23 protein-coding genes and 2 pseudogenes are annotated in these 24,683 nt (G+C 71.7%); 9 read left to right on the forward strand and 16 right to left on the reverse strand.

Annotation, left to right across the window (positions count from 1 at the left end; all coding sequences use genetic code 11):
- Positions 1-19 precede the first annotated feature (19 nt).
- From IFT73_RS04345 to bluB, 3 genes are read left to right on the forward strand one after another with little or no spacing between them, the layout of a single operon-like run.
- The gene (locus IFT73_RS04345; protein WP_192166534.1) at positions 20-838 is read left to right on the forward strand and encodes a dioxygenase; all 819 of its coding nucleotides are present in this window, start codon (positions 20-22) and stop codon (positions 836-838) included.
- Between the two features lie 55 nt (positions 839-893).
- Complete coding sequence (locus IFT73_RS04350; RefSeq protein WP_192166535.1) at positions 894-1,598, forward strand: lytic murein transglycosylase; 705 nt, start codon at positions 894-896, stop codon at positions 1,596-1,598.
- 38 nt (positions 1,599-1,636) lie between these two features.
- Positions 1,637-2,278, forward strand: coding sequence for a 5,6-dimethylbenzimidazole synthase (gene bluB / locus IFT73_RS04355; protein ID WP_192166536.1), 642 nt, complete (start codon positions 1,637-1,639; stop codon positions 2,276-2,278).
- Positions 2,279-2,282: 4 nt separating this feature from the next.
- Here bluB and trxA read toward each other — a convergent pair whose 3' ends face one another.
- Positions 2,283-2,675: a thioredoxin gene (trxA, locus tag IFT73_RS04360; protein ID WP_192166537.1), complete on the reverse strand. Its 393-nt coding sequence runs from the start codon at positions 2,673-2,675 to the stop codon at positions 2,283-2,285.
- Between the two features lie 174 nt (positions 2,676-2,849).
- Between trxA and IFT73_RS04365 the strand changes: the two genes are divergently transcribed.
- The 3 genes from IFT73_RS04365 to IFT73_RS04375 all read left to right on the forward strand — a co-directional run bounded on the left by IFT73_RS04365 (position 2,850) and on the right by IFT73_RS04375 (position 6,005).
- Entirely contained in the window at positions 2,850-4,343 is a 1,494-nt protein-coding gene (locus tag IFT73_RS04365) for a DUF6884 domain-containing protein (RefSeq protein ID WP_192166538.1), read from the forward strand.
- 218 nt (positions 4,344-4,561) lie between these two features.
- Positions 4,562-5,710, forward strand: a complete 1,149-nt coding sequence (locus IFT73_RS04370) for a sorbosone dehydrogenase family protein (RefSeq protein ID WP_192166539.1) — start codon at positions 4,562-4,564, stop codon at positions 5,708-5,710.
- Between the two features lie 118 nt (positions 5,711-5,828).
- Positions 5,829-6,005 (forward strand): hypothetical protein, encoded by a 177-nt coding sequence (locus IFT73_RS04375; RefSeq protein WP_192166540.1) that lies wholly within the window; start codon positions 5,829-5,831, stop codon positions 6,003-6,005.
- Between the two features lie 97 nt (positions 6,006-6,102).
- On the opposite strand, the gene IFT73_RS04380 is transcribed toward IFT73_RS04375, so the two are convergent.
- Both IFT73_RS04380 and IFT73_RS04385 read right to left on the reverse strand, forming a co-directional pair.
- Entirely contained in the window at positions 6,103-6,306 is a 204-nt protein-coding gene (locus IFT73_RS04380) for a cold-shock protein (RefSeq protein WP_056607991.1), read from the reverse strand.
- Between the two features lie 228 nt (positions 6,307-6,534).
- On the reverse strand, positions 6,535-6,999 hold the full coding sequence (locus IFT73_RS04385; protein WP_192166541.1) for a CAP domain-containing protein: 465 nt from the start codon (positions 6,997-6,999) through the stop codon (positions 6,535-6,537).
- A 221-nt stretch (positions 7,000-7,220) separates the two neighbouring features.
- On the opposite strand from IFT73_RS04385, the gene IFT73_RS04390 reads away from it, so the two are divergent.
- A complete protein-coding gene (locus tag IFT73_RS04390) occupies positions 7,221-9,626 on the forward strand; it encodes an immune inhibitor A domain-containing protein (RefSeq protein ID WP_192166542.1) in 2,406 nt (801 codons plus the stop codon).
- Positions 9,627-9,730: 104 nt separating this feature from the next.
- On the opposite strand, the gene IFT73_RS04395 is transcribed toward IFT73_RS04390, so the two are convergent.
- From IFT73_RS04395 to IFT73_RS04415, 5 genes are read right to left on the reverse strand one after another with little or no spacing between them, the layout of a single operon-like run.
- Positions 9,731-11,029, reverse strand: a complete 1,299-nt coding sequence (locus IFT73_RS04395) for an MFS transporter (protein ID WP_192166543.1) — start codon at positions 11,027-11,029, stop codon at positions 9,731-9,733.
- Positions 11,022-11,444 (reverse strand): MarR family winged helix-turn-helix transcriptional regulator, encoded by a 423-nt coding sequence (locus IFT73_RS04400; RefSeq protein ID WP_192166544.1) that lies wholly within the window; start codon positions 11,442-11,444, stop codon positions 11,022-11,024. Before IFT73_RS04400 ends, IFT73_RS04395 begins: the two co-directional genes overlap by 8 nt.
- 47 nt (positions 11,445-11,491) lie before the next feature.
- Positions 11,492-12,727: an APC family permease gene (locus IFT73_RS04405; protein ID WP_192166545.1), complete on the reverse strand. Its 1,236-nt coding sequence runs from the start codon at positions 12,725-12,727 to the stop codon at positions 11,492-11,494.
- A 2-nt stretch (positions 12,728-12,729) separates the two neighbouring features.
- Positions 12,730-13,545 (reverse strand): exodeoxyribonuclease III, encoded by an 816-nt coding sequence (locus tag IFT73_RS04410; RefSeq protein WP_371811150.1) that lies wholly within the window; start codon positions 13,543-13,545, stop codon positions 12,730-12,732.
- Positions 13,546-13,575: 30 nt separating this feature from the next.
- On the reverse strand, positions 13,576-13,971 hold the full coding sequence (locus tag IFT73_RS04415) for a DUF1304 domain-containing protein (RefSeq protein WP_192166547.1): 396 nt from the start codon (positions 13,969-13,971) through the stop codon (positions 13,576-13,578).
- A 148-nt stretch (positions 13,972-14,119) separates the two neighbouring features.
- On the opposite strand from IFT73_RS04415, the gene IFT73_RS04420 reads away from it, so the two are divergent.
- On the forward strand, positions 14,120-14,629 hold the full coding sequence (locus tag IFT73_RS04420) for a hypothetical protein (RefSeq protein WP_192166548.1): 510 nt from the start codon (positions 14,120-14,122) through the stop codon (positions 14,627-14,629).
- A 69-nt stretch (positions 14,630-14,698) separates the two neighbouring features.
- Here the strand turns inward: IFT73_RS04420 and IFT73_RS04425 are convergent, their stop codons facing one another.
- The gene (locus IFT73_RS04425; RefSeq protein ID WP_192166549.1) at positions 14,699-15,949 is read right to left on the reverse strand and encodes a geranylgeranyl reductase family protein; all 1,251 of its coding nucleotides are present in this window, start codon (positions 15,947-15,949) and stop codon (positions 14,699-14,701) included.
- A 43-nt stretch (positions 15,950-15,992) separates the two neighbouring features.
- On the opposite strand from IFT73_RS04425, the pseudogene IFT73_RS04430 reads away from it, so the two are divergent.
- Positions 15,993-16,658 (forward strand): annotated as a pseudogene (locus IFT73_RS04430) (queuosine precursor transporter); the annotation flags it as partial.
- Between the two features lie 27 nt (positions 16,659-16,685).
- Here the strand turns inward: IFT73_RS04430 and tgt are convergent.
- From tgt to IFT73_RS04465, 7 genes and pseudogenes are all read right to left on the reverse strand, one after another.
- A pseudogene (gene tgt / locus IFT73_RS04435) lies at positions 16,686-17,914 on the reverse strand (tRNA guanosine(34) transglycosylase Tgt); the annotation flags it as partial.
- A 27-nt stretch (positions 17,915-17,941) separates the two neighbouring features.
- The gene (locus IFT73_RS04440; protein WP_371811151.1) at positions 17,942-18,577 is read right to left on the reverse strand and encodes a M50 family metallopeptidase; all 636 of its coding nucleotides are present in this window, start codon (positions 18,575-18,577) and stop codon (positions 17,942-17,944) included.
- Positions 18,578-18,612: 35 nt separating this feature from the next.
- On the reverse strand, positions 18,613-19,017 hold the full coding sequence (locus tag IFT73_RS04445) for a tetratricopeptide repeat protein (RefSeq protein ID WP_056608013.1): 405 nt from the start codon (positions 19,015-19,017) through the stop codon (positions 18,613-18,615).
- 55 nt (positions 19,018-19,072) lie between these two features.
- Positions 19,073-19,780, reverse strand: a complete 708-nt coding sequence (locus IFT73_RS04450) for a hypothetical protein (protein WP_192166552.1) — start codon at positions 19,778-19,780, stop codon at positions 19,073-19,075.
- Positions 19,781-19,790: 10 nt separating this feature from the next.
- Positions 19,791-20,411, reverse strand: coding sequence for an NAD(P)H-dependent oxidoreductase (locus IFT73_RS04455; protein WP_192166553.1), 621 nt, complete (start codon positions 20,409-20,411; stop codon positions 19,791-19,793).
- Between the two features lie 45 nt (positions 20,412-20,456).
- Positions 20,457-23,435: an AAA family ATPase gene (locus IFT73_RS04460; RefSeq protein WP_192166554.1), complete on the reverse strand. Its 2,979-nt coding sequence runs from the start codon at positions 23,433-23,435 to the stop codon at positions 20,457-20,459.
- The gene (locus IFT73_RS04465; protein WP_192166555.1) at positions 23,432-24,595 is read right to left on the reverse strand and encodes an exonuclease SbcCD subunit D; all 1,164 of its coding nucleotides are present in this window, start codon (positions 24,593-24,595) and stop codon (positions 23,432-23,434) included. Before IFT73_RS04465 ends, IFT73_RS04460 begins: the two co-directional genes overlap by 4 nt.
- Positions 24,596-24,683 lie beyond the last annotated feature (88 nt).

Genomic DNA, 24,683 nt, shown 5'->3' on the forward strand with positions numbered 1-24,683 from the left:
ACTAGTCAAGGGATGCGTCATGGCCACCTACTCGATCTCCGACCTCGACAACCGCCTGGCGCCCAGCGCGCTCATGCCGGTCATGTTCGTGGGCCACGGCAACCCGATGCACGCGATCTCCGACAACGCGTACACGCGCACGTGGACGCACCTGGGCACCGAGCTGCCGCCGGCCCAGGCGATCGTCGTGGTCAGTGCGCACTGGCTGACGCCCGGGGCGACGCACATCACCGACGCCCCGCGCAACCCGATCATCTACGACTTCGGCGGCTTCCCCGACGAGCTCTCGCGCGTCCGGTACGACACGGTCGGTGACACCGACGTCGCGCGGCTGCTGGCCCGTCAGCTCGTCGAGTACGAGGCCGCGCTCGACCAGCAGTGGGGCCTCGACCACGGCACCTGGAGCGTCCTGAAGTTCATCGCACCCGCGCCCGAGGTGCCGGTGCTGCAGATCAGCATCGACTACTCGATGCCCCTGCCGCAGCTGTACGAGCTCTACGGACGTCTGCGGGCGATGCGCCGCCGCGGCGTGCTGTTCATCGGCAGCGGCAACATCGTCCACGCGCTGGGCCGGGCCCGGTGGGACGGCGGCGCCGCGTGGGACTGGGCCGAGCAGTTCGACGCCGACACCGCCATGGCCCTGCGCGAGCGGCAGATCGGCAAGTTGCTCGACCCGTACGGCACGTGGGCCGAGGCGCGCATCGCCGTGCCGACCGACGACCACTACCGTCCGATGGTCGCGGCGCTGAGCCTGCTCGAGGACGGCGAGGACATCCGCTTCTTCAACGACTCGATCGACATGGGCTCGATCGGCATGCGGTCGTTCGTCTCGGTCTGACGAGGGCCGCTCGAGGGGCGACGGCCGGGTTGGTCGGGGTCGAGACAATGGCGACGTGACTCGTTCCTTCACCTCGGTCGTCCTGGCCGTCGCCGTGCCCGCCGCGATCATCGTCCTGGTGATCGTCGCGGGGCTGGTCACGACGGGCACGGGCTCGCGCAGCGCCGGGCCCCCTGCCGCCGAGGTGCCGCCCGTCGCCGCGACCCCGACGCCCGAGCAGCTGCGCCAGGTGTCGCGGTCGACCGGCATCCCGCGGCGGGCCCTGACCGCCTACGTCGCTGCGGCGCAGACCGTCGAGCGCGACGACACCACGTGTCGCATCGCGTGGAACACCCTGGCGGGCATCGGCTCGTCCGAGAGCAGCCACGGCGCGTTCGGGGGTGCGCGCCTCGACGCCGAGGGCGTCGCCCGTCCGCTCATCATCGGCGTGCCGCTCGACGGCAGCGGAGGCAACCGGGCGATCCGCGACACCGACGGCGGACGCCTCGACGGCGACACCCGGTGGGACCGGGCCGTCGGGCCGATGCAGTTCATCCCGACCACGTGGAGCACCTGGGGGGCCGACGGCGACGGCGACGGCCGCGTCGACCCGCACGACATCGACGACGCCGCGCTCGCCGCGGCCCGCTACCTGTGCCGGGCCGGCACCGACCTCAGCAGCTCGGCGGGCTGGTCGCGCGCCGTGCTGACCTACAACAACAGCGGCGAGTACGCCCGCAAGGTCGCCCGGACGGCCACGGAGTACGCCGAGGCCACCTGAGCGTCCGGGCGCCGACCCGCTCGTGTGAGGCTGGTGTCGTGCACGACCACGCCTACTCGGACCCCGACCGCGCCGCGGTCCACCGCGTCATCGCCCAGCGCCGCGACATGCGGCACTTCATCGGCGGTGTCGTCGACGACGACGTCCTGGTGCGCCTGCTGACCGCGGCGCACCACGCTCCCAGCGTCGGGCTGATGCAGCCGTGGCGGTTCATCCGCGTCACCGACCCCGGGCTGCGGGTCGCGATCCACGGCCTCGTCGAGGTCGAGCGCGAGCGCACCGCCGAGGCGCTGGGGGAGCGGTCGGACGAGTTCATGCGGCTGAAGGTCGAGGGCGTGCTCGAGTGCGCCGAGCTGCTGGTCGTCGCGCTGGGCGACGACCGCGAACGGCACGTGTTCGGACGACGCACCATGCCGCAGATGGACCTCGCCTCGGCAGCCTGCGCGATCCAGAACCTGTGGCTCGCCGCCCGGGCCGAGGGGCTCGGCATGGGCTGGGTGTCGCTGTTCGAGCCGGACGACCTGCGACGGCTGCTGGGCATGCCCGCGGGCAGCGAGCCCGTCGCGGTGCTGTGCCTCGGCCCGGTCGAGGAGTTCTACGACCGCCCGATGCTCGAGGAGACCGGGTGGGTCGTGGCCCGCCCGCTGACCGACCTGGTGTCGGTCAACGGGTGGGCCTAGGGCGTCACTCGGGCTGGAGGGCTCCGGCCGCCTCGGCGGCCTCCTGCTCGGCGACCTGTCGCTTGACGTCGTCCATGTCGAGGTCGCGCACGGCCTGGATGACCTGCTCGAGGCCCGCGGCGGGCAGCGCGCCCGGCTGCGAGAACACCAGCACGCCGTCGCGGAACGCCATCAGGGTCGGGATCGAGGAGATCTGGGCGGCGGCGGCGAGCTGCTGCTGGTCCTCGGTGTCGATCTTGCCGAAGACGACGTCCTGGTGCTTCTCGCTCGCGGCCTCGAAGACCGGGGCGAACTGCCGGCACGGGCCGCACCACGACGCCCACCAGTCGACGAGCGTGATGCCCTCGGCTCCGATGACGTCGTCGATGGATTCCTGGGTCAGGGTGACGGTGCTCATGATTGCCTCTCGTCCGAAGATCTGTACCGGGGTGTCAACGGTCGCCGGGGCGTGGACATTCCCGGTGGAGAAAGTCCGCGGATCTCCGTCATGGGCGCCGGGATGCGGGCTCTCCACGTCTGTGGGAATGAACTCAGACGGTCGGGACGTCTCGACGCGGGGACGGAGCGGGTCGTGAAGTACGACAGGCCGGTGTGGCAGATCATGCACGAGTGTGCCGACGCCATGCCCGACGTCTTCCGCTACGACGACGTGCGCGGCTGGTTCGCCGAGAGCTATCCCGACGTCAACGAGGCGACGATCCGCGCCCACCTGATCGGCATGACCGAGGGGGGCCGTGCCAAGCACGTGCAGTTCGCCGCGCGCTCGCCGATCTTCCGCCGCGTCGCCCGTGGCGAGTACTCGCCGATCCCGCTGCCCGAGCGCGGCGAGGACCCCGACGCCGCGTACCCGTCGCCGAGCCGCATCAAGATGTCCGGCACCGGACACCACCCGGTCCCCGACGCCCCCGTCCCTGACGCACCGGCCCCCGAGGCGGAGGTCGACGACGCGCCGTCGACCCCGGCCGGCCCGGCCGCGAGCACCTTCGACGACGAGCCGCCGACACCCGACGTCATCCTGCTGGGCAGCATCGGCGACCGGGTCAACGTGCCGGCCCCCGCCAAGGAGGTCTACCGCGAGGTGTCCTTCCAGCTCAGCCGCCTCGACGCCGAGCTGAGCGGCTCGGAGTGGTTCGTGCTGTCCGCCGAGCACGGTCTCCTCGCGCCCAACGAGTGGATGTCGCCCGACTCGCGCACGATGGCCGACATGGACCCGGCCTACCGGGTCGTCTGGGCGTCGTGGGTCGTGGCGCGACTGCAGTCGCTCGTCGGGTCGCTCGACGGACTGATCGTGCGGGTCGATGCCCCCGATGCCTTCGTCGGTCCGCTGTTCGCCGGTCTGCAGGACGCCGGCGCGGCGGTGTCATCGGGCTCGCCCGCCGCCGCCGGGGAGGTCGTGGTCGACGACGAGATCGACGCGGAGCCGGCCGCCGAGGCGCAGACGCCGGACGAGGATCTCGAGGACGTCGACGTCGAGGCCGTCGTCGACGACGTCGTGGTCGAGCAGGACGACCGGGTGCTGGCGACGGTGTCGGGGATCGGACGCCGAGCCATCATCACGCAGCACCTGGGCGACCCGCGCAACGCGGTGCCCGCGGCCGAGCTGGGCACGCTGCCGCAGGTGCCGGGCCTCTACGGCTGGCTCGTCGACCCGATCGGCGCCCGCGTCCTGAACCGGTGCCTGCGTCTGCCGGTCCGGCCCGGGCTGGTGTTCGTCGGCGAGGTCGGCGGGTCCACGTGGCACGCGCTCGTCGATCCCGTGCTCAACCTGCGCGACCACCTCGACCGGGTGCAGCTCAACGGTCGCACCCGTGCCTCGACGTTCCGCATGACGCTCGCGACGGTGCTGGGCGACCACCTCGGCATGACGTCGATCGAGGACCCGCAGCTGACCGAGTGGATGCTCGAGCACCTCTCGATCACGACGTGGGGCGTCGACGACGGCAACGGGCTGCGCGAGCTGGCGCGCGTCGTGATCGACGAGCTCGACCCACCGCTGAACGTCGACCACCTCGCCTCGACCGAGTACCGCGCACGCCTGCAGCAGATGCGCGGCGAGCTGGCCTGAACTGGTACGTCCGCACCTGTTCGGACGATCGCCGACGTAACTCCCGGTTGCGGTCCAGACTGGATGACGCACCCCCTGCGAGGGAGGGAGTCCCGGTCGGTCCGCCGAGCGCGAGGGTGCCACGGAGGCCTGACGGCGTCGCCCGGCACGAGGCGGGCGACGCCTCAGGCCGTCCTCCTCGGACGGCGAGGGTTGGCCGCCGCGGGCATGATCGGTCCATGGACCGTCGAGTCGTCGAACGTCGCACCTTCCTGTCGAGCCTGGCCGTGATCGGCGCCGCGGCGCTGGTCGGCTGCAGCCGGGGTGGCGGGGATGGTCCGGCACCCGGGCCGACGGCTGCGGGCACGGCCTCGTCGCCGACGACGCCCTCGCCGTCCCCGGTGCCCAGCGCCCCGCCGACGGCCGGCACGCCGACCGTCGCCGGCACCGTCGCGACAGGCCTCAACGTGCCGTGGGGCATCGCCTTCCTCTCCACCGGGGACGCCCTGGTCTCGCAGCGTGACGAGGGCACGATCGTGCGCATCGCGACCGACGGCGCCGTCACCGAGCTGGGCGCGGTGCCGGGATCGGTGGGTCGACCCGGCGGCGAGGGAGGCCTGCTCGGGCTGGCCGTCGCGCCCGGCGACGACGGGACGGTGTTCGCGTACGTCACGACCAGCACGGACGACCGCGTCGTCCGCATGAGCCTGCGGGGGGATCGGCTCGGCTCGCCCGACGAGATCCTGACGGGCATCCCGGTCGGGTCACGGCACCACGGCGGACGCCTGCTGTTCGACGCGTCCGGATCGCTGTTCGTCTCGACCGGCGACGCCGGCGACGGGCGTCTCGCGCAGGACCGCGACTCGCTGGCGGGCAAGGTCCTGCGCATCGACACCGACGGCGCGGCCCATCCCGACAACCCCTTCGACAACCGGACGTGGTCGTACGGCCACCGCAACATCGAGGGCCTCGCGCTCGACGCCGACGGCCGTCTGTGGGCGGCCGAGTTCGGCGACAAGTCCGCCGACGAGCTGAACCTGATCCGGCGGGGCGGCAACTACGGTTGGCCGGGTGTCGAGGGCACCGGGGGAGGCGGCGACCTGGTCGACCCCCTCGTCACGTGGGCCCCCGACGACGCCTCGCCGGCCGGCATCGCGATCACGGGGTCGACCGCGTTCATCGGCGCCCTGCAGGGCGAGTGCCTCTTCGCGGTCCCGCTGGACGGCGAGACCGCGGGCGAGCCGGTCGCGCACCTCGCGGGCGAGCACGGCCGCATCCGCAGCGTCGCGCTGGCGCCCGACGGTGCGCTGTGGGTCACGACCAGCAACACCGACGGCCGCGGCGATCCGTCGTCCGGCGACGACCGCATCCTGCGCGTCACGGTCTGAGGAGGTCGCGAAGACTACCCGCGGGTAAGGCTTTCCCGCGACGCAAACATGAGGATAACCTCATGAAAGGCGTCGGTGCCTCGTCGCCGACCATCGTCCGCGACACCGGGAGACCGCCATGGAAGAGACCGCCTTCGACGTCGACTCGCGTCAGCTCGCCGAGACCTCGCGTCGCTTCCCGGCCACCCGGTTGGCGCCGGTCGCCCCGCGCCCCGTCGGCGACGTGAGCTACCTGAGCGCCCCGCACGGCGCCGAGTTCGCCCGCCACGCCTGGGACGAGGCCGGACGCCCCTGAGCCCGCGCTCTCCCTCGAGCGCACACGAGGAAGCCCCCGGAGCACTGGGCTCCGGGGGCTTCGTCGTGCTCACCGGTACGGCCGGCGGGCGGTGGCGTCAGAGGGGACGGATGTTCGCCGCCTGCAGGCCCTTCTGGCCCTGCTCGACGTCGAACTCGACCTTCTGGTTCTCGTTCAGCGAGCGGTAGCCGCTCGTCTGGATGGCGGAGAAGTGCGCGAACACGTCCTCGCTGCCGTCGTCAGGGGCGATGAATCCGAAGCCCTTGTCAGCGTTGAACCACTTGACGGTTCCTGTTGCCATTGTCCTACTCCTCTTGGCGAGATGCCGCCCACGACCGTCGCGAGCGGCTGTCGCGACGTACATCCAACCTTCGAGAAGAACTAGACACCCGAGAAACTCGTACCCGAGAGAAGTGTTCATTCATTCAAACGGCCCAACGTCGTGCAACTGGCCAAAGCCTAGGGCACCGATCTGCGTTTGTGGGGGGTGCCGAACGCGCTGAATGAAAATTCTGGGTGAACGCGGGATCTACCGACGGCTGCCGAACACCTGCGCGACGTAGATCTCGCCGTCGTCGGACCGCGCCACCCCGACGCCGATCCACCGCATGCGCGGCGCCCGCATGTTGGCCGCGTGACCGGGCGACGCGGCCCAGGCGGCGACCGCCTTGCGACCCGTGGAGTAGTTCCACGCGATGTTCTCGGACGCCGCCCCGAGCTTGCACGAGCGCATCATCTTCTCGAGGCGGCCCTTGCGGTGCTTCAGGGTGTCGTGGTCGGCCATCCAGCGGGCCTGGCCGTTGGCGAACCGGTCGAGGCACCGGCGGAGCTTGACGGTCCTGAGGTCCTCGTGGGTGCGGAACGCGTTGGTGGCCGCCACGACCTGCTTCTCGTACGTCTTGGCGCTGACGGCCGAGGCCGGTGCGATCGCGACGAGCGAGAGGAGGGCGACGAGGGCGGTGACACGGGCGATCGTGGGAGCGATACGGGGCATGGGACGAGCGTAGGTCATCGACGGCCGTCAGCGTCTAGTCACAAAGAACTAGACGCCTATAGTCCGTCCGGGCCAAAGTCAAGACTGCCGTTCTTCCTGAAAGTTGCCTAAGTTGGCGTGATCGCGCCGGGCGCGCCCCACGAGGGTGTGCCCGGCACCGACCGGGGCAACCGTCCCGACGCGTCGACACCGACACCAGCGAAGTTCAACTAGGGGGAACAGTGAAGCGTGTGATCCCAGGCCTCGTCGGCCTCACACTCGCAGCCTCACTCGGTCTGGCATACGCCTCTCCGAGCTCGGCGGCACCCGCACCACCGACCAACGCCACGGACCAGCCGACCAAGGTCGGCAAGGACGAGCTGCCGAACCCGCTCGAGCAGAAGCGTCGCGCCCTGCGTGAGGCGGGCCTGACGTCGGTGCTCAACGGAGACGCGACCGCGGTCCAGAAGAACGGCGCCTCGGTCGTCAAGGTCGGCAAGGGCTACAGCCCGGCCGATGCGGCGGCGCTGGCCAACAAGCGGGCCTCCAAGACCCAGAAGAAGGCCATCCAGAACAAGAAGCAGAAGGACCAGTACGTCGAGCTCGAGCAGGAGCGCGCCGACAAGATCTTCGTGATCCTGGCGGAGTTCGGCGACCAGCGTCACCCCGACTTCCCCGACCAGGACACCGACCCGTCGGTGCCCGGTCCCACGACCTTCAACGGTCCGCTGCGCAACCAGATCCCCGAGCCCGATCGCACCAAGGACAACTCGACGATCTGGCAGAAGGACTACGACCGCCAGCACTACCAGGACCTCTACTTCGGCACCGGCAAGGGCAAGGAGTCGGTCAAGACGTACTACGAGACGCAGTCGTCGGGCCGCTACACCGTCGACGGCCAGGTGCAGGACTGGGTCAAGGTGCCCTACAACGAGGCCCGCTACGGCCGTGACGAGTCGTACCGCACCGTCTGGAACCTGATCCAGGACTCGCTGACCGCCTGGGTCGCCGACCAGAAGAAGGCCGGCCAGACCGATGCCCAGATCAAGGCCACGATCGCGTCGTACGACAAGTACGACCGCTACGACTTCGACGGCGACGGCGACTTCAACGAGCCCGACGGCTACATCGACCACTTCCAGATCGTCCACGCCGGCGGCGACGAGGCCGACGGCGACCCGCAGCAGGGTGAGGACGCGATCTGGTCGCACCGCTGGTACGCCTTCGGCACCGACGCCGGTCTGACCGGTCCGTCGCAGAACAAGCTCGGCGGCACCCAGGTCGGCGACACCGGCGTGTGGGTCGGCGACTACACGGCCCAGCCCGAGAACGGTGGCCTGTCGGTCTTCGTCCACGAGTACGGCCACGACCTCGGCCTGCCCGACGACTACGACACCAGCGGTGGCGGCGACAACAGCAGCGAGTACTGGACGCTGATGGCCCAGAGCCGGCTCAACGCCAAGGGCGAGGCGCTCGGCACCCGTCCGGGCGACCTCGGGGCCTGGAACAAGCTGCAGCTCGGCTGGCTCGACTACGAGGCCATCGCGACGAAGCAGAAGAAGACGCTCGAGCTCGGCCCGCAGGAGTACAACTCCAAGAAGGCGCAGGCCGCGGTGGTGGTGCTGCCCAAGAAGGAGGTCAGCAAGGACAACGGCGCTCCCGCCTCGGGCACGAAGCAGTTCTTCTCCGGCTCCGGCGACGACCTGAGCAACACCATGACCACCGACGTCGACCTGACCGGCAAGACCGGTGGGGTGCTGACGGCGAAGGTCCGGTACGCGATCGAGGCGGGCTACGACTACGCGTACGTCCAGGCCTCGACCGACGGCGGATCGTCGTGGACGTCCCTCGACGGGACGATCGGCGGCACCGCGATCGCCGACGACGCCTCGGGCAACCCGGCGATCGACGGTGAGCAGGCCACGTGGGCCGATCTCAACGTGCCGCTCGGCGCGTACGACGGCCAGAAGATCAAGCTGCGGTTCCTCTACAAGACCGACGGCGGCGTGGCCGAGGCCGGACTGTTCGTCGACGACCTCGCGGTCACGGCCGGTGGCCAGACGCTGCTGACCGACGGCGCCGAGGCCGGTGGCCCCGCGTGGACGTACGACGGCTTCTCGATCGTCGGGTCGACCTCGACGGAGCTGTTCGACAACTACTACATCGCGGGGCACCGGTCGTACGTCTCGTACGACAAGTACCTGCAGACGGGTCCGTACAACTTCGGCTTCCTGAACACCAAGCCGGACTACGCCGAGCACTACTCCTACGGCCACGGTCTGCTGATCTCCTACTGGGACACCTCCCAGCAGGACAACAACACCAACGTGCACCCGGGAACCGGACGCAACCTGATCATCGACGCCAACCCGTCGCCGATCACGAACATCGCGACGGGAGCCCCCTGGCGGGCCCGCGTCCAGATGTACGACGCGCCCTTCTCGCTGCACAAGGCCGACTCGTTCACCCTGCACACCGACGGCAAGCCCAGCTACATCCGTGGCCAGGCCGCCAAGCCGCTGTTCGACGACACCAAGAAGTACTGGTTCAAGGAGCTGCCGAACCACGGCGTCAAGCTCCCGGCCGCCGGTGTCAAGATCCGTGTCCAGAAGGAGAACGGCACGTCGATGAAGGTCAGGTTCAACTGACCCTCCCATGATCGGCCGGGCGTCCATCAGCGGGTGGACGCCCGGCCCACCGTCAGAGGCGGCACGTACCGGGGGGTGCGTGCCGCCTCTCGTCGTGCCGGGTGTCAGTGCCGCGCGTTGACGACCTCGTCGATCGCGCCGGAGGCTCCGCCGAACTCGTCGGCGACCTCGCCCCGCACGTCGTCGACGTCCTCGGCGTGGTGCCCGTCCTCATCGAGCCCGGCGTCGGCGGCCGCCAGCAGGCGGTGGCCGCTGGCGAGGACCACGATCGCGACGAGCACGGTGCCCGAGGCCAGGGCGAACGGCACGTGCACGTTGAGGTGCTCGACGAGCTTGCCCGCGGCGAAGGGTGCCAGTCCGCCGCCGATGAAGCGCACGAAGCCGTAGGCGGCGGAGGCGACGGGACGCTCGACCGGCGAGACGATCATGACGGCCTGGGTCATCAGGGTGTTGTTGATGCCGATGAAGATGCCGGCCGCGATGACCGCGCCGATCATGAGCGTCTGGTTGGTCGGGCTGATGGCCATGACGCCCAGGTCGACCGCGAACAGCAGCAGCGAGCCGTACAGCGACGCCGCGGTGCCGAAGCGACGCTGCAGCCACGGCGCGCCGAGCACCGAGAAGAACGCGACCAGGATGCCCCAGCAGAAGAACACCCAGCCCAGCGCCGTGATCGACAGGTCCATCGGGAAGGGGGCGTAGCCGAGCATCGTGAAGAAGCCCCAGTTGTAGAGCAGGGCCGTGATGCTCATGGTCAGCAGCCCGCGGTGGGTCAGGGCCTTGAGCGGCGCGCTGAGCGCCGTCCGGTGCTCGGGCTTGGGGGTGGCCGGCAGGAGGAAGAACGTCGCGACCAGGGCGATCGCCATGAGGGCCGCCACGCCGAAGAACGGTCCGCGCCAGCTGATGTTGCCCAGCACGCTGCCGACGAGCGGACCCGCCGCGATGCCGAGGCCCAGGGCCGCCTCGTACAGGATGATCGCGCCGGCGAAGCCGCCGCGCGCGCTCGAGACGATCGCCGCCAGCGACGTCGCGATGAACAGTGCGTTGCCCAGACCCCAGCCGGCGCGGAAGGCGACGATGCCCGAGATCGTGTCGGTCGACCCGGCGAGCGCTGCGAAGATCACGATGATCAGCAGGCCCGTGAGCAGCGTGCGCTTGGCGCCGAGGCGACTCGAGACCCAGTTGGTCGCGAGCATCGCGACGGCGGTGACGACCAGGTAGCTCGTGAACAGCAGCGTCACCTGGCTCTCGGTCGCGTCGAGCTGGGTCTTGAGCGCCGGCAGGATCGGGTCGACGAGCCCGATGCCCATGAACGAGATGACGCAGGCGAACGCCACGGCGTAGACGGCCTTGGGCTGGTTGAACAGGGAGGTGCCGGTGTGACCGGCGGTCGTGTCAGACATGTGACTCCATGAGGTGGACGAGGGCGGGAGCGGCCGCGGCCAGCAGGGCGCGGTCGTACGACGACAGCAGGCCGAGGCGCGCGGAGATCGCGTCCTCGTGGCCCTGTCGTCGTGCGGCGAGCTCGTGCGAGCCCGCCGGGGTGATCGTGATGAGCGCGGCACGCCCGTCGACGGGATCAGCCCCGCGCGAGACGAGTCCGGCGGCCTCGAGCCGCTGGACGAGGCCGGTCATCGCCGGCTGCGACACCGACTCGTGCGTCGCGAGCGTCGTGATGCGCTGGGGGCCGCCCCGTTCGAGGACGGACAGCGTCGCGGCGGCCGTACGACTCAGCGAGTCCTGCGGGGCGTCGCGCACCAGCGAGAGCGCGAACTCGCGGAGCACGGGTGCCAGCTCGACGAGGTGTGGTTGCAACATGCAACCAACTGTATCAGGACCTTATGCATCTGGCAGGGTCTCGTGCGTCACGTCCACGCGCCGGTGCGCACCCGGAACGACGCCGCTCCGGTGGCGAGCACGACCAGGGCGACCACCGCCGTCGTCCACGGCAGGAGCGCGGCCAGGACGACGCACCCGGCCAGGCCGGTGCCCGCGACGGCGCGCGACGCCGGCGAGGAGGGGACCGTGAGCGCGGCGCAGTTGGCGATCGCGTAGTAGACCAGCACGCAGAACGACGAGAACGCCACGCTCGTCGCCAGGTCGCCGAGCAGCACGGTGGTGGCGACGACGACCGCGACCGCGATCTCGGCGGCACGGGGGACCCGGTGCCGCGGGTCGACCGCCGCGAGACGCCGGGGCAGGTGCCCGTCGCGGGCCATCGCCAGCACGGTCCGCGAGACGCCGAGCACGAGCGACAGCAGGGCGCCGGCCGCGGCCAGTGCGGCCGCCCCGACCACGACCGGCACGGCGTCGCCGTGGCCCGCGGCCCGCAGACCCGTGACGAACGGACGGGAGGACGCCGCCAGGCGATCGGTGCCCAGCACGTGCAGCAGGGCGACGGCGCAGACCGCGTAGACCGCCACGACCAGCACGACGGCGACCGCGATGGCCCGCGGGATCGTCCGGGCGGGGTCGCGCACCTCCTCGCCGAGGGTCGCGAGCCGCGCGTAGCCCGCGAAGGCGAAGAACAGCAGCCCGGCCGCCTGCAGCACGCCCCGCGCGTCGGTGCCGACCTCGGCGGGTCGCGCGACGGCCCCGGGCGCGCCGAGCATCAGCACGCCCGACGTCAGCACGACCGCGAGCACCAGGCCGACGATCGCGATGCCGGCCACCGCGGACTTCTCGACGCCGCGCAGGTTCACGAGCGTGACGAGCACGACGACCGCCAGCGCGACGGGGCGCTGGTGCTCGGGCCAGGCGTACGTGCCGACCGCGAGCGCCATGACGGCGCACGACGAGATCTTGCCGGTCACGAACGCCCACCCGGCCAGGTGCCCCCAGCCCGGCCCGAGCCGCTCGCGCCCGTAGACGTAGGTGCCGCCCGACACGGGGTGCAGCCGCGCCAGCCGCGCCGTGGAGTGCGCGTTGCACCCGGCGACGAGTGCGGCGATCGCCAGGGCGAGCAGGACCGCGTCACCGGCGGCCGCGACCGCCGGACCCAGCACGACGAACAGCCCCGAGCCGATCATGGCGCTCGCGCCGACCGCGACCGCCCCGGTCGGACCGAGGCGACGGTCGAGACGACCGGGGGAGCCGGTCATCGTCAGAGGTCGTAGTCGACCACGAGGGGCGCGTGGTCGGACCAGCGCTCGGCCCAGCTCTCGGCCCGGTCGACCGTGGCCGACGTGGCCGTCGCGGCCAGCTCGGGCGTCGCGATCTGGTAGTCGATGCGCCAGCCGGTGTCGGTGTCGAAGGCCTGGCCGCGCATCGACCACCACGTGTAGGGGCCCGGCACGTCGCCGGCGAGGGCGCGGTGGACGTCGACCCAGCCGAGCTCGCCGAAGAAGCGGTCGAAGTAGGCGCGCTCCTCGGGCAGGAAGCCGGCCTTCTTCTGGTTGCCCTTCCAGTTCTTGATGTCGAGGTGGGTGTGGCCGACGTTGAGGTCGCCCGTGACCACCGCGTGGTGGCCGCTCGCCCGGATCTCGGCCAGTCGCATCGCCATCTGCTCGAGGAAGCGGTACTTCTCCTCCTGGCGCGGGGTGCCGGCCTCGCCGGAGTGGACGTAGGCCGACACGGCGGTCAGGGTCGAGCCGTCGGGCAGCGCGATGTCGGACTCGATCCAGCGGCCCGCGTCGTCGAAGAACTCGTCGCCGTTGCCGATGCGGTGGGCGGTCGGTGCGGTGCGACTCAGCACCGCGACCCCCGCGCGTCCCTTGGCGGCGGCCTCGGCGTGCACGACGTGGTAGCCGGAGCCATCGAGGATGTCGTGGACGATCGCGTCGGGGGCCCGCACCTCCTGCAGCGTGACGACGTCGGCGCCGCGGTCGGCCAGCCACTCGCTGAGCCCGGACGACTGGCCGCGGGTCTTGTTGTGGGCGGCACGGATGCCGTTGACGTTGACGGTGGCGATTCTGAGCACGTGCCTCACCCTAACCGGGCGCGCCGACGCTCACGCGGTGGCGGCCACCAGCGCGGTCACGACCGCGAGCAGCGCGGGGACTCCTTGGATCGAGGCGGCGCGCAGGTTCGACAGGCCCGTCGAGAGCAGCACCAGGGCTGCGGCGAGCATGCTGCCGCACGCGAACACGATGAGCGTCCACCCGATGGAGTCGTGGGTGTCGGAGACGGCGACCACGACGATGCCGACGAACGTGCCGACCGCCAGGAAGAGGTTGTAGAAGCCCTGGTTGTAGGCCAGCGGTGCCGTGGTGTCGGCATCGGCCTGCGAGGCCACGCCGAACGTCCGCCACGTGCTCGGCTCGCGCCAGCGCAGCGACTCCAGCGTGAAGATGAAGACGTGCAGGAGGCCGGCGGCGGCGGCCAGGACGAGGGCGATCACGGTCATGCGGGGAGCCTAGCGTGGGTACAGGCCGTCGCATACCACAGCGTGCGGGGTGCGAAAGCCCCGCCAACACGGGGCGAAACGATTGTTCTGGAGCGCTCGCGACCACTAGGTTCGAGTCGTTCACACTCATCGTTGGGAGAAAAACACCATGGCCACCGACTTCACGTCAATTGGCAAGTACGACCAGGGCGCCCTGATCTCTGGTGGGCTCGCCTTGATCCTGTCCTTCATCCCGAGCTACTACACCGCGTCCTACGACGGACCGGGCGGGATCAGCGTCTCAGACGGCACCAACGCCTGGACCAGCTACGCGACGCTCGGCGTCCTGCTCATCATCGCCGCGACCGCGGTCGTCGCGGTGAAGGCGTTCGCACGCGAGAACCTGCCCGCCGGCGTCCCGTGGAACCTCGTCGCGGCTGCGCTGGCCGGCGTCGGCACGCTGCTCGTGATCCTGCGGGCGATCTTCGACAACGCGCCCAACTTCCCGGGCGTCTCGTCGGGTCCCGGCTGGTCGGGCTACCTGCTCTTCCTCGCCGGCATCGCGCTGACGGTCTTCACGGTGCTCTCGTTCCGCGCGTCGGGCGAGAAGCTGCCGCAGGCCAACAAGAACAACAACAACGGCGGCACGACGCCGCCGGCGGCTCCGCCCGCTGCCTGATCGGCACCACCTCGGACGTCATCCCCCACGAGCGCCTCGGCGCTCGTGGGGGATGACGTCCTTGTCGTCTCAGGACGAGAAGGGCGGACGGTCGTCGAGCCGCACCGACTGCCGCCCGGCCCAGCGCCAGAGGCGTGCCGTCAGGTCGCGGTCCTCGTCGGTCACGAGGTTGCCCATGACCCGCAGGGCGAACGTCATCAGCGTGTGCGAGCGCATGCCGACGGGGCCGGCCGTCGGCAGCAGGCGCGGGACGGTGATGAGCCCCGCCAGGCGCCGGGCGATCGAGAACGCCTCGCCGTAGCGGCTCGTCAGCAGCTGGGGCCACGCCTCGGCCAGGTCGGTGCGCGAGCGCATCAGCTCGGCGGCCTCGCGACCGGTCTCCATGCCGTAGTCGATGCCCTCGCCGTTCAGGGGGTTGACGCACCCGGCGGCGTCGCCGACGACGACCCAGTTGGGCCCGGCGACCCCCGAGACGGCACCGCCCATCGGCAGCAGCGCGCTCGTGGGGGCGCGCAGCTCGCTCGTGAGGTCCCACTCCTGGCGGCGCAGCGTCGCGTAGTACTCCATCAGCGGACGGATCTGGATCTCGGCCGGTCGCTTCGCGGTGGCCAGCGCCCCGACGCCGAGGTTCACCTCGCCGTTGCCGAGCGGGAAGATCCACCCGTAGCCGGGCAGCAGCTCGCCGCCCTCGCCGCGCAGCTCGAGGTGCGACGAGATCCACGGGTCGTCGCTGCGGCCGGACTTCACGTACGACCGTCCGGCCACTCCGTAGGCGGTCTCGCGGTGCCACTCGCGGCCCAGCACGCGGCCGAGGGGCGACCGGACGCCGTCGGCGACGATCAGCCGCTCGCACGTGACGGTGTGCGGCGTGCGGTCCTTGCCGACGTGGAACACGACGCCCGTCACGCGTCCGGCCGGGTCGCGGACCGCGTCGACGGCGCGCGCACCCTCGAAGGCGGTCGCCCCGGCCTCGGTGGCCACGCGGAAGATGCGGTCGTCCAGCTCGGTGCGGGGGACGGCCGAACCGTGGTCGGGCAGCGAACCCCCGGGCCACGGCAGCAGCAGCTCCTGGCCGAAGCCGGCCGCACGGAGCCCGCGGTTGGTGCCGTGGCTCCGCACCCAGTCGCCGAGGCCGAGCAGGTCGAGCTCGGCGATGGCGCGCGGCGTGAGCCCGTCGCCGCACGTCTTGTCGCGCGGGAAGGTCGCGGCGTCGGCCAGCACGGTGTCGAGGCCGAGGCGGGACGTCCAGGCGGCGGCCGCCGAGCCGGCGGGTCCGGCACCGACGACCAGGACGTCGGTGTGGACGGGGAGCTGCGTCATGCCCTCATTCTCCCACCGATCGGCCGGTGAGAGGATGTGGGCCATGAGCTCCCGGACGACCTCGCCGCGCCCCGACGCCGAGATCCACTACGCGTCGCGCGGCTCGTCCTACTTCGACGTGATCCTCGCGGTGTTCTGCGTCGTGCTGGTCGTGTCGAACATCGTCGCCACGAAGGGGATCGAGTTCGGCTCGTGGGACTGGTCGATCGGGTCGATCCAGGTCTCGCCGGTCATCACCGATGGCGGCGCGTTCCTGTTCCCGCTCGCCTACATCCTCGGCGACGTGATCTCGGAGGTCTACGGGTTCCGGGCGGCCCGGCGGGCGATCCTGACGGGCTTCGCGATGGCGATCCTCGCGGCCGTGACGTTCTACGTCGTCGAGCAGGCGCCCGCCGCGGGCTTCTACGCCAACCAGGCCGCCTACGAGGCGGTGCTGGGCTTCGTGCCGCAGATCGTGCTGGCGAGCCTGTGCGGCTACGTCGTCGGACAGCTGCTCAACTCGTTCGTGCTCGTGCAGATGAAGCAGCGCATGGCCGAGCGCGGTCTGTGGGCCCGACTGATCGGCTCGACCGGTGTCGGCGAGGCCGCCGACACGCTCATCTTCTGCGCCATCGCGGCCTCGGCCATCGGCATCACGACGATGGGCCAGTTCTGGAACTACGCCGTGATCGGCTTCGTCTACAAGGTCGGCGTCGAGGTCGTCGTCAGCCCGCTCACGGTCGGCGTCATCGGCCTGCTCAAGCGGCGCGAGTCGTCCTACTTCGCGTAGAACCTCGCGAGGAAGTCGGCCTTGAAGTCCGCGAACGTGCCGGCCTCGAGGTGGGCGCGCATGTCGTCGACCAGGCGCACCGTGAACCGCTCGTTGTGGATCGTGCAGAGCGTCGCGGCGACGTACTCCTTGGTCTTGAACAGGTGGTGCAGGTACGCCTTGGTGTAGTGCGCGCACGTGTAGCAGTCGCAGTCGGCGTCGATCGGGCCGAAGTCGCGCCGTGACGCCGCCACCAGCAGGTTGTAGCGACCCGTCATGGCGTACACCCGCGACGAGCGGGCCACGCGCGACGGCGAGACGCAGTCGAACGTGTCGCAGCCGTTCTCGACCGCGGTGAACAGGTCGTCCGGCTCGCTGATGCCGAGCAGGTGGCGTGGCTTGTCGACCTCGAGCTCCTCGGCGACCCACCGCACGATCGTGCCGAGGTTGTCCTTCTCGATCGCGCCGCCGATGCCGTACCCGTCGAACCCCGCGCCGTCGACCTCGAGCGAGACGAGCCCGCGGGCGGCCTGGCGCCGCAGGTCCTCGTGCTGGGCGCCCTGCACGACCCCGAACAGCGCCTGGGCCGGCTTGTCGGCGCGCTCGGCCGACAGGCGGCGGTGCTCGACGAGGCACCGCTGCGCCCACGCCTGGGTGCGCGCCAGCGACTCGACCTGGTAGCCGTACGAGTTCATCAGGGTCGTCAGCTCGTCGAAGGCGAACAGTATGTCGGCGCCGAGCTGGTGCTGGATCTGCATCGACACCTCGGGGGTGAAGCGGTGCTTCGAGCCGTCGAGGTGCGACGTGAACGTGACGCCGTCGTCGTCGACGTGCGCGAGCCGGTTCTTGCCCTCGGCGATGACGTCGTCGGCCTCGACGCCCGTCGACGCCATCGACAGGGTCTTCTGGAAGCCGGCGCCCAGCGACAGCACCTGGAAGCCGCCCGAGTCGGTGAACGTCGGCCCGGGCCAGTTCATGAACGTGCCCAGCCCACCGGCCTCGTCGACGATGTCGGGACCGGGCTGCAGGTACAGGTGGTAGGCGTTGGCGAGCAGGGCCTGGGCGCCGAGCTCGGCCATCTGCTCGGGCAGGACGGCCTTGACCGTCGCGCGCGTGCCGACCGGGACGAAGGCCGGGGTGCGGATCTGTCCGTGCGGTGTCGAGATCGTGCCGGTGCGTCCGAGGGCGCCGGGCAGCTCGTGGCCGAGGGTGAACATCTGGCCCCCATTAGACCAGAGCGGCGATCAGGGCACGCCGACGAGCCGGACCGCCCCGGCCAGTGAGGCGCCGGTCAGCACGACGAACACGATGTTCCAGACGGGGGCGGGCAGGAACGTCAGGCGCGCCAGCACGTCGGCGTCGGTCGTCCGGGTGCGCGCCCGGCGGCGGTGCGACCACAGGTCGACCGTCGTGCGGGGTGCCGCGATCAGCAGGAACCACGCGAAGGTCAGGGCGGCGAGGTCCTGGACGTCGGCGGGTGCCCGCCAGATCAGCAGCGCGACGGCGGCGCCCACGACCACGACGACGACCAGCCCGAACCAGTTGCGGATGAAGGCCAGCATCAGCGCCATCGTCGTCAGGCCGGCGTAGAGCGCCCAGGGGGTGTGCCCGCCCTCGACGAGCACGATCGACAGCAGGCCCAGCACGGCCGGTGCGAGGTAGCCGGCCGCAGCCGTGGCGATCATGCCGGGGCCGCGCGGCTTGCCGCTCGAGACCGTCAGGCCGGACGTGTCGGTGTGCAGGCGGATGCCGTTGAGCCGTCGTCCCGTCAGCACCGCGACGAGCGCGTGCCCCGCCTCGTGGACGAGCGTCACGAGATGGCGCGTGACGGACCACGCGGGCGGCAGGACGACGAGCAGCAGTGCTGCCGTCGCCGCCACCCACGTGGGGTCGAACGACTCGAGCGCGGGCGGGATCAGCCGGCCTGACGGTCGACGAGCTCGACGCGCGTCGCATCGTGCGGGGAGGCGCCCATCGCGGCGGCCAGGCGGTGGTGCACGGCGCCCTCGCGGTGCCGGCTCTGCCGGTCGAGCGACAGCCCGAGCGCGGTCTGCGCCCACGCGCTGGTCGGCTCGAGGTCGACCAGGCGGCGGAACGCCTGCTCGGCGGGCACCAGCTGCGCGGCCGCGAAGTGAGCGCGACCCAGGAGCTCCCACCCGGCGGCGTTGGACGGCTCGGCGTCGACGACCTTGCGCAGGACGCGGACGGCGTCGCGCGGGTGGCGGTCGGCGACGAGCTCCTCGCCGGTGCGGAAGGCGTCGAAGACGTCCATCGACTCGATCATGGCGTCCGAGATGCTGGGGGTGAAGCGGATCGTCATGGGTGGTGCGCTCCTCTCGGGGTGGGTGCCCACCTCAACAGCGGGGCCGGCGCGGTCATTCCGCGGGCCTCGTGGGGGTCGCGGTCGGCGTCGGCGTCGCCGTGGGCGTGCTGGCGGTCGGCGTCGGGGTGGGCGCCGGCGTGGTGGCGCTCGGGGCCGGCGTCGTGGCCGCCGGGGCGGGTGTGGTGGCCGAGGGAGCGGGCGTCGTGGTGGAGGCGGTCGGCTCCGGGGTGGGGCTGTCGTCGGGTGCGGGGTCGTCGCCCTTCGAGTCGTTCGACCCGCCCAAGGGGTTGCCGATGCGCGCGTTGTCGCCACGGACGCCGTACGACTCGCCCGTCACGAGCTCGTACGTGCCCATGGCTCCCAGCGAGATCGCCAGCACGATCGCGGTCGTCGCTCCGATGGTCTTCCAGTGCAGGCGGCGGGGTGCGTCGCCGTCCGCGTCGTCGACGACCTGAGCGCCCGTGACGGGGGAGCCCTCGGCCTCCTCGACCTTCTCGAAGGCCTCGCCGATGTCGCCGTCGTCGACGGGCGCCTGGACGATCGTCCCGCTCGCGGTCTGCACGATCAACGTCTTGCCCTTGTCGAGCGTCCGGCCGTAGAACGCCGAGCTGATCGTGACGACCGAGCTGCCGAGCGCCGCGCCGATCAGGGTGCCGGCGACGCCGAGGCTCGACGCGATCCAGGCCGCCGTCACGGCGGCGAGCGCGCTGACGGTCACCTGGAGCCAGGAGACCTCTGACAGGAAGCCGGGACGGGACATGGCGTCCAGACTAGGAGGTGCGACCGAACGTCTCGACCGTCAGCGCGTCGACCTCGTCGAGCCAGTCGGCGCGTTGCTGCGGTGTCGCGTCCGTGACGGGGCGCAGGACGCGCCGGGTGACCTCCGGACCACCGAGGTACGGAGCGACGCACCGGCCCCAGATCGAGGCGAGCGGGTCGCCGTAGAGCGTGGCCTCGCGCTCGTCGGTCGTGTCGGACGTGTTGACGACGAACAGCTGCTGCACCGGCGCCAGCGGCTCGGGGTGCCCCGTCGCCTCGGCGAGCCGGTAGGCGACGCCCGGCACGACGACCCGGTTGATCCAGCCGGTCAGGATCGCGGGCGGCATGCCCCACCAGTTGGGGTGGACGACCACGAGCCCCTCGGCCTGGCGCAGCTCCTCGCGGTGCCGGGCGATCAGGGGGTCGTCCTCGCGGGCGAGCGTCGACTCGATCGCCGGTCCGCTGGTGTGCGACTCGAGCGCCGGCATGATGGGGTCGAACAGCTCGGCGTACAGGTCGTGCGACCGCACCTCGTGGCCCAGGTCGAGCAGTCGCTCGCCGATGCGCTCGGCGATGGCGTGGCAGTAGCTGTCGACCCGCGGGTGGGCCAGCAGCAGCACGAGGTGACTCATGGATCGATAGTGCCAGTGGTCGGGGGCAGCCGCGCGTGAACCCGGTCAGCCCTGCCGGGACGTCCGGATGGTGCTCCAGCCGCCCTCGGTGCGATCGACGAACAGCTGCGCCGGGATCGACTCCTTCATGGCCTCGACGTGGCTGATGAGGCCGATCGTGCGGCCTCCCTCGCGCAAGTTGTCGAGGGTGGTCATGGTCGTCTCGAGGGTGTCGGCGTCGAGCGAGCCGAAGCCCTCGTCGATGAACAGGGTGTCGAGGCGGATGCCGCCGGCCCGGTTGGTGAGCACCTCGGCGAGCCCCAGCGCGAGGGCGAGGGAGGCCTGGAACTTCTCGCCGCCCGACAGCGACTGCGGTGGTCGCGTCTCGCCGGTGTAGGCGTCGAGCACGTCGAGCGCCAGACCCGACTGGGCACCTCGCCCGGCGAGGGCGTCGGAGTGGAGGAACTCGTAGCGGCCGCCGGTCATCTCGATGAGTCGCGAGTTCGCCGCGCGGACGATCTCCTCGAGCTCGGCGGCCAGGGCGAACGTCTCGAGCGCCATCTTCATGGTGTTGGGCGTCTGGCCGCGCACGGTGCTGGCGAGACGGTGCACGACCGCGTGCTCGTCGCGCAGGCCGCCGGCGGCGGCCAGCGCCTCGCGGATCTGCGTCGCCAGACGGTCGACCGTCGCGAGTCTCTGGCGGGCGGTGGACTCGGCGGCGACCGCCTGCTTGTCGGCGGCGTCGGCGGCGGCGAGGACGGCACGCGGGCCCTCGAGATCGACGGGCTCGTCGGGAAGGTCGTGCAGGTCGGCCGACGCGAGGGTCGTGGCGACCGCCCGCGCCTCGCCGTCGTGGTCGGCGAGGCGGGTCTCGAGGTCGGACTGCTCGCGCGACGAGAGGCGGGCGGCCTCGGCGGTCGCCGCGTCGTCGAACTCGTGCTCGACGAGGGCGGCGGCCAGCAGCTGGTGGGCGGCCTCGATGTGCTCGGCCGACTCGGCGAGCGCCGCGGTCGACTCGATCAGGGCGCGACCGGCGCGCACGTGCGCCGTGACGGCGGCGAGGCGCTCGGCCACCGAGTCGTGGTCGCCGCGAGCGGCGGTCAGCGAGCGGACGGCCTCGTCGCGGCTGCGTGTCGCCGCCGCCTCTTCGGCGACGAGCGTCGCGCGACGCTGCTGGGCGGAGCTGATCTGCTCGGTCAGCGCGTCGACGTCGGCCGTCAGCTGCTCGAGCGACTGCTGCGCCAGGTGGAGCTCGGCGACGGCCTCGGTGGCGTCGTGGGCGGCGAGCTCGGCGTCGGCGACCAGGGCCGTGAGCGTCTCGGACGTCTCGTCGCCGGCGGCCTCGCGCTCGGTGGTCAGACGGTTGACGAGCTCCTTGAGGTCGCCGTCGGCGGCGAAGGAGGCGCGCATCGCCACCTCGAAGTCGGCCTCGGCCCGGTCGACGTCGCCCTCGTCGACGTGGTCGGCGGCGAGCGCGGCCGGGGACGGGTGGGACGTCGACCCGCACACGGGGCAGTGCTCGTCCGGCTCGAGACCCTGCGCCAGCACCCCGGCGAACCCGGCGCGCTGCTGGGCGCGCACCTCGTCACGCCGCGCGGACGCCCGGGTGACCTCGCGCCCGGCGTCGAGACGACGTCGCTCGGCCTGCTCGATCCGGACGGTGGTGCGGTCGGCGGACCGTGCGGCCTCGAGTCGTCCGCGCAGGGCGGTCAGCGTCTGCTCCGCCGCGACGATGCCGCCGGCGCGCTGCTCGAGGGCCGGCATCGACGTCCGCACCTCGTCGCGGCGGGCGCGCAGCGCCGCGCGGGCCTCGGTCTGCTCGGCCACCTGCTCGTCGAAGGACGCCAGCGCCGTCGAGGCGTCGAGCACCGCCTGCTGCAGGTCGTCGAGCGCCTTCTCGCGCTCGGCGCTCTCGCGCAGGGACCCCAGCAGCTCGGACCACTGCTGCACCGACGCCGAGAGGGCGTCGGCGTCGGTCGGCTCATTGGGCAGCAGGGCCCGGAACCGCTCGTCGGCGGTGCGGTGCCGCTGCTCGGCGTCCTGCTCGGCGCGTAGGGCGTCGCGGGCCGCCTCGATGCGGTGCCACACGTGGGCCGCGCGTCGTGCCTCGGCCAGCCGGATGCGGGCCTCGTCGATCTCGGGGCGGACGAGCTCGAGGTCGGCCTGGCGTCGCAGCACGTCCGCACGGCGGTCCTGGCGGCCTCGCAGCGTGCGCGCCTCGTCGTGGGTCGTGCGGGCGGTCTCGAGCGCTGCCTCGGTGACCCGACGCTGCGCCACGGCGTCGTCGACGGTCTCGGCGTGCCGGGCGACGACGTCGTCGACCCACTCGCCGACCCCCTCGCCCGTGACGGGGTCGACGGTGTCGGGCAGCTCGTGCTGCGTCTCGCCGGCCAGCGAGGTGGTGTGGGTCCCGATCGCCGCCGACGAGACGGCGAGGCGCTCGCCCAGCGTGCGCGCCCTCTCGTCGAGCGCCTCGCTGTAGTCGGAGAAGCGGCGGGTGTCGAACAGCATGCGCAGCAGCTCGCGCCGCTTGTCGCTGGTGGCGACCAGGAACTCCTGGAACTGCCCCTGCGCCAGCAGGATGACCTGCAGGAACTGCTTGGCCGTCAGGCGCACGATCTCCTCGATGCGCACCTCGGCGTTGCCGGTCTTGGACTCGACGACCTCCCAGTCGTCGCCGTCCTGCCGGGCCAGCTCGAACGTCGGCGGGGCCGTGGTCGTGCCGGAGCCGCGCTGCTTGGGGCGCAGGTGCGCGGGGCTGCGGGTCACCCGGAACCGGCCGTCGGCGGTGCTGAGCTCGACGACCACGCGGCACGGATCGGTCGGGCCGATGTGGTCGCTGCGCACCTTCTCGCCGGCGCCACCCTCGTAGCGGGGGACGCTGCCGAACAGGGCATACGTCACGGCGTCGAGGATCGAGGTCTTGCCCGCCCCCGTGCGGCCCGTGATGAGGAAGATGCCGTCGTCGTCGAAGGCGTCGAAGTCGACCGTCTCGGTGCCCCGGTACGGGCCGAACCCCGTCATGGTGACCTGGTGGATCTTCACGCCGACGACCTCGCCTCGTGCTCGGCGATGACGTCGCGCACCAGGTCGACCTCGGGCTCGGTCGAGCCCTCGCCGTTGCGCACCTTGGTCAGGAAGGTGTCGACGAGCTCGTCGTCGGACTTGCCGCGCACCAGCTCGGCGTAGCTGCGGCCACCGTCGTCGTGGACGCGGCTCGGCCTGAACTCGAGGTGCGCGCAGTGCGGGAACCTCGACTGCAGCCGCCGCATGGCGTCCATCGGTCGCGTGCGGTCGGTCAGGACCGCGCTGACCCAGTGGTCGGTGACGCCGTCGAGCGATCCGTCGGACAGGAGGTCGTCGATCGTGCCCGTGACGACCGTCAGCGGGCGGGGAACGGGCAGGTCGACCCACGTGACGTCGGCGAGCCCCGCGGCGTCGAGGTCGACGAGCCAGCCGCCGCGCGGCTTGCCCGCCTCGGAGAACGAGTAGTGCAGGGGCGCACCGCTGTAGCGGACGTGGGGCGACAGGTGGGCGCGACCGTGGATGTGCCCCAGCGCGGCGTAGTCGACGCCGTCGAGGACCGGCACCGGCACCTTGTCGACGCCGCCGACCGTCGTGCCGACGATGTCGCGCTCGGAGTCGCACGACTCGCCCTCGACGCCCTGCACGAAGGTGTGGGCCAGCACGACGGAGCGCCCACCGCGCTCGGCCAGGTCGGCGCGCACGAGCTGCATCGCGCGGGTGAGCACGTCCTTCTGCGAGCGCATCGGCGCATCGGACCAGACGTGACGCAGCCGCGCCGGCTCGAGGAACGGGATGCCGTAGACGTGCACCGGCCCGTGCTCGTCGTCCAGCGTGACCGGCTGCGTGATCTGCGCGGGGTTCGTGACGACGTGCACGCCGGCCGCGGCGGCGAACGCCGACATCGTGCCGAGGCGGGCGGGGGAGTCGTGGTTGCCGCTGGTCAGGACGACCGTGGCGCCCGCGTCGCGCAGGCGCAGCAGGACCGAGTTGAGCAGGTCGACGGCGTCAGCCGACGGGGTCGAGGAGTCGTAGACGTCGCCTGCGACCACGACGACGTCGACGTCGCGCTCGTGCACGACCCGGGCCATCGCCTCGACGACCTCGTCGAGCGCGGCGAGCGTCGAGTGGCCGTGGAAGGTGCGCCCGACGTGCCAGTCGGAGGTGTGCAGGATCCGCATGCCTGGAGCCTAGACGGGACGACCGACAGCCCGTCCGTCACACCGATCGGGCCGTCCGGTGGACAGGACGGGCTCGGTGCGATGGGGT

The sequence above is a fragment of the Aeromicrobium sp. CFBP 8757 genome, assembly GCF_014841755.1.
Lineage (GTDB): Bacteria > Actinomycetota > Actinomycetes > Propionibacteriales > Nocardioidaceae > Aeromicrobium.

Excerpts from the sequence above, each read along its gene's own strand:
- trxA (WP_192166537.1), bottom strand. The coding sequence starts at position 2,675 with ATGAGCACCGTCACCCTGACCCAGGAATCCATCGACGACGTCATCGGA.
- IFT73_RS04380 (WP_056607991.1), bottom strand. The coding sequence starts at position 6,306 with ATGGCAACAGGAACCGTCAAGTGGTTCAACGCTGACAAGGGCTTCGGA.
- IFT73_RS04400 (WP_192166544.1), bottom strand. The coding sequence starts at position 11,444 with ATGTTGCAACCACACCTCGTCGAGCTGGCACCCGTGCTCCGCGAGTTC.
- IFT73_RS04405 (WP_192166545.1), bottom strand. The coding sequence starts at position 12,727 with ATGACCGGCTCCCCCGGTCGTCTCGACCGTCGCCTCGGTCCGACCGGG.
- IFT73_RS04465 (WP_192166555.1), bottom strand. The coding sequence starts at position 24,595 with ATGCGGATCCTGCACACCTCCGACTGGCACGTCGGGCGCACCTTCCAC.
- IFT73_RS04420 (WP_192166548.1), top strand. The coding sequence starts at position 14,120 with ATGGCCACCGACTTCACGTCAATTGGCAAGTACGACCAGGGCGCCCTG.
- IFT73_RS04450 (WP_192166552.1), bottom strand. The coding sequence starts at position 19,780 with ATGTCCCGTCCCGGCTTCCTGTCAGAGGTCTCCTGGCTCCAGGTGACC.
- IFT73_RS04455 (WP_192166553.1), bottom strand. The coding sequence starts at position 20,411 with ATGAGTCACCTCGTGCTGCTGCTGGCCCACCCGCGGGTCGACAGCTAC.
- IFT73_RS04395 (WP_192166543.1), bottom strand. The coding sequence starts at position 11,029 with ATGTCTGACACGACCGCCGGTCACACCGGCACCTCCCTGTTCAACCAG.
- IFT73_RS04385 (WP_192166541.1), bottom strand. The coding sequence starts at position 6,999 with ATGCCCCGTATCGCTCCCACGATCGCCCGTGTCACCGCCCTCGTCGCC.
- IFT73_RS04345 (WP_192166534.1), top strand. The coding sequence starts at position 20 with ATGGCCACCTACTCGATCTCCGACCTCGACAACCGCCTGGCGCCCAGC.
- IFT73_RS04425 (WP_192166549.1), bottom strand. The coding sequence starts at position 15,949 with ATGACGCAGCTCCCCGTCCACACCGACGTCCTGGTCGTCGGTGCCGGA.
- IFT73_RS04445 (WP_056608013.1), bottom strand. The coding sequence starts at position 19,017 with ATGACGATCCGCTTCACCCCCAGCATCTCGGACGCCATGATCGAGTCG.
- IFT73_RS04375 (WP_192166540.1), top strand. The coding sequence starts at position 5,829 with ATGGAAGAGACCGCCTTCGACGTCGACTCGCGTCAGCTCGCCGAGACC.
- IFT73_RS04415 (WP_192166547.1), bottom strand. The coding sequence starts at position 13,971 with ATGACCGTGATCGCCCTCGTCCTGGCCGCCGCCGCCGGCCTCCTGCAC.
- IFT73_RS04370 (WP_192166539.1), top strand. The coding sequence starts at position 4,562 with ATGGACCGTCGAGTCGTCGAACGTCGCACCTTCCTGTCGAGCCTGGCC.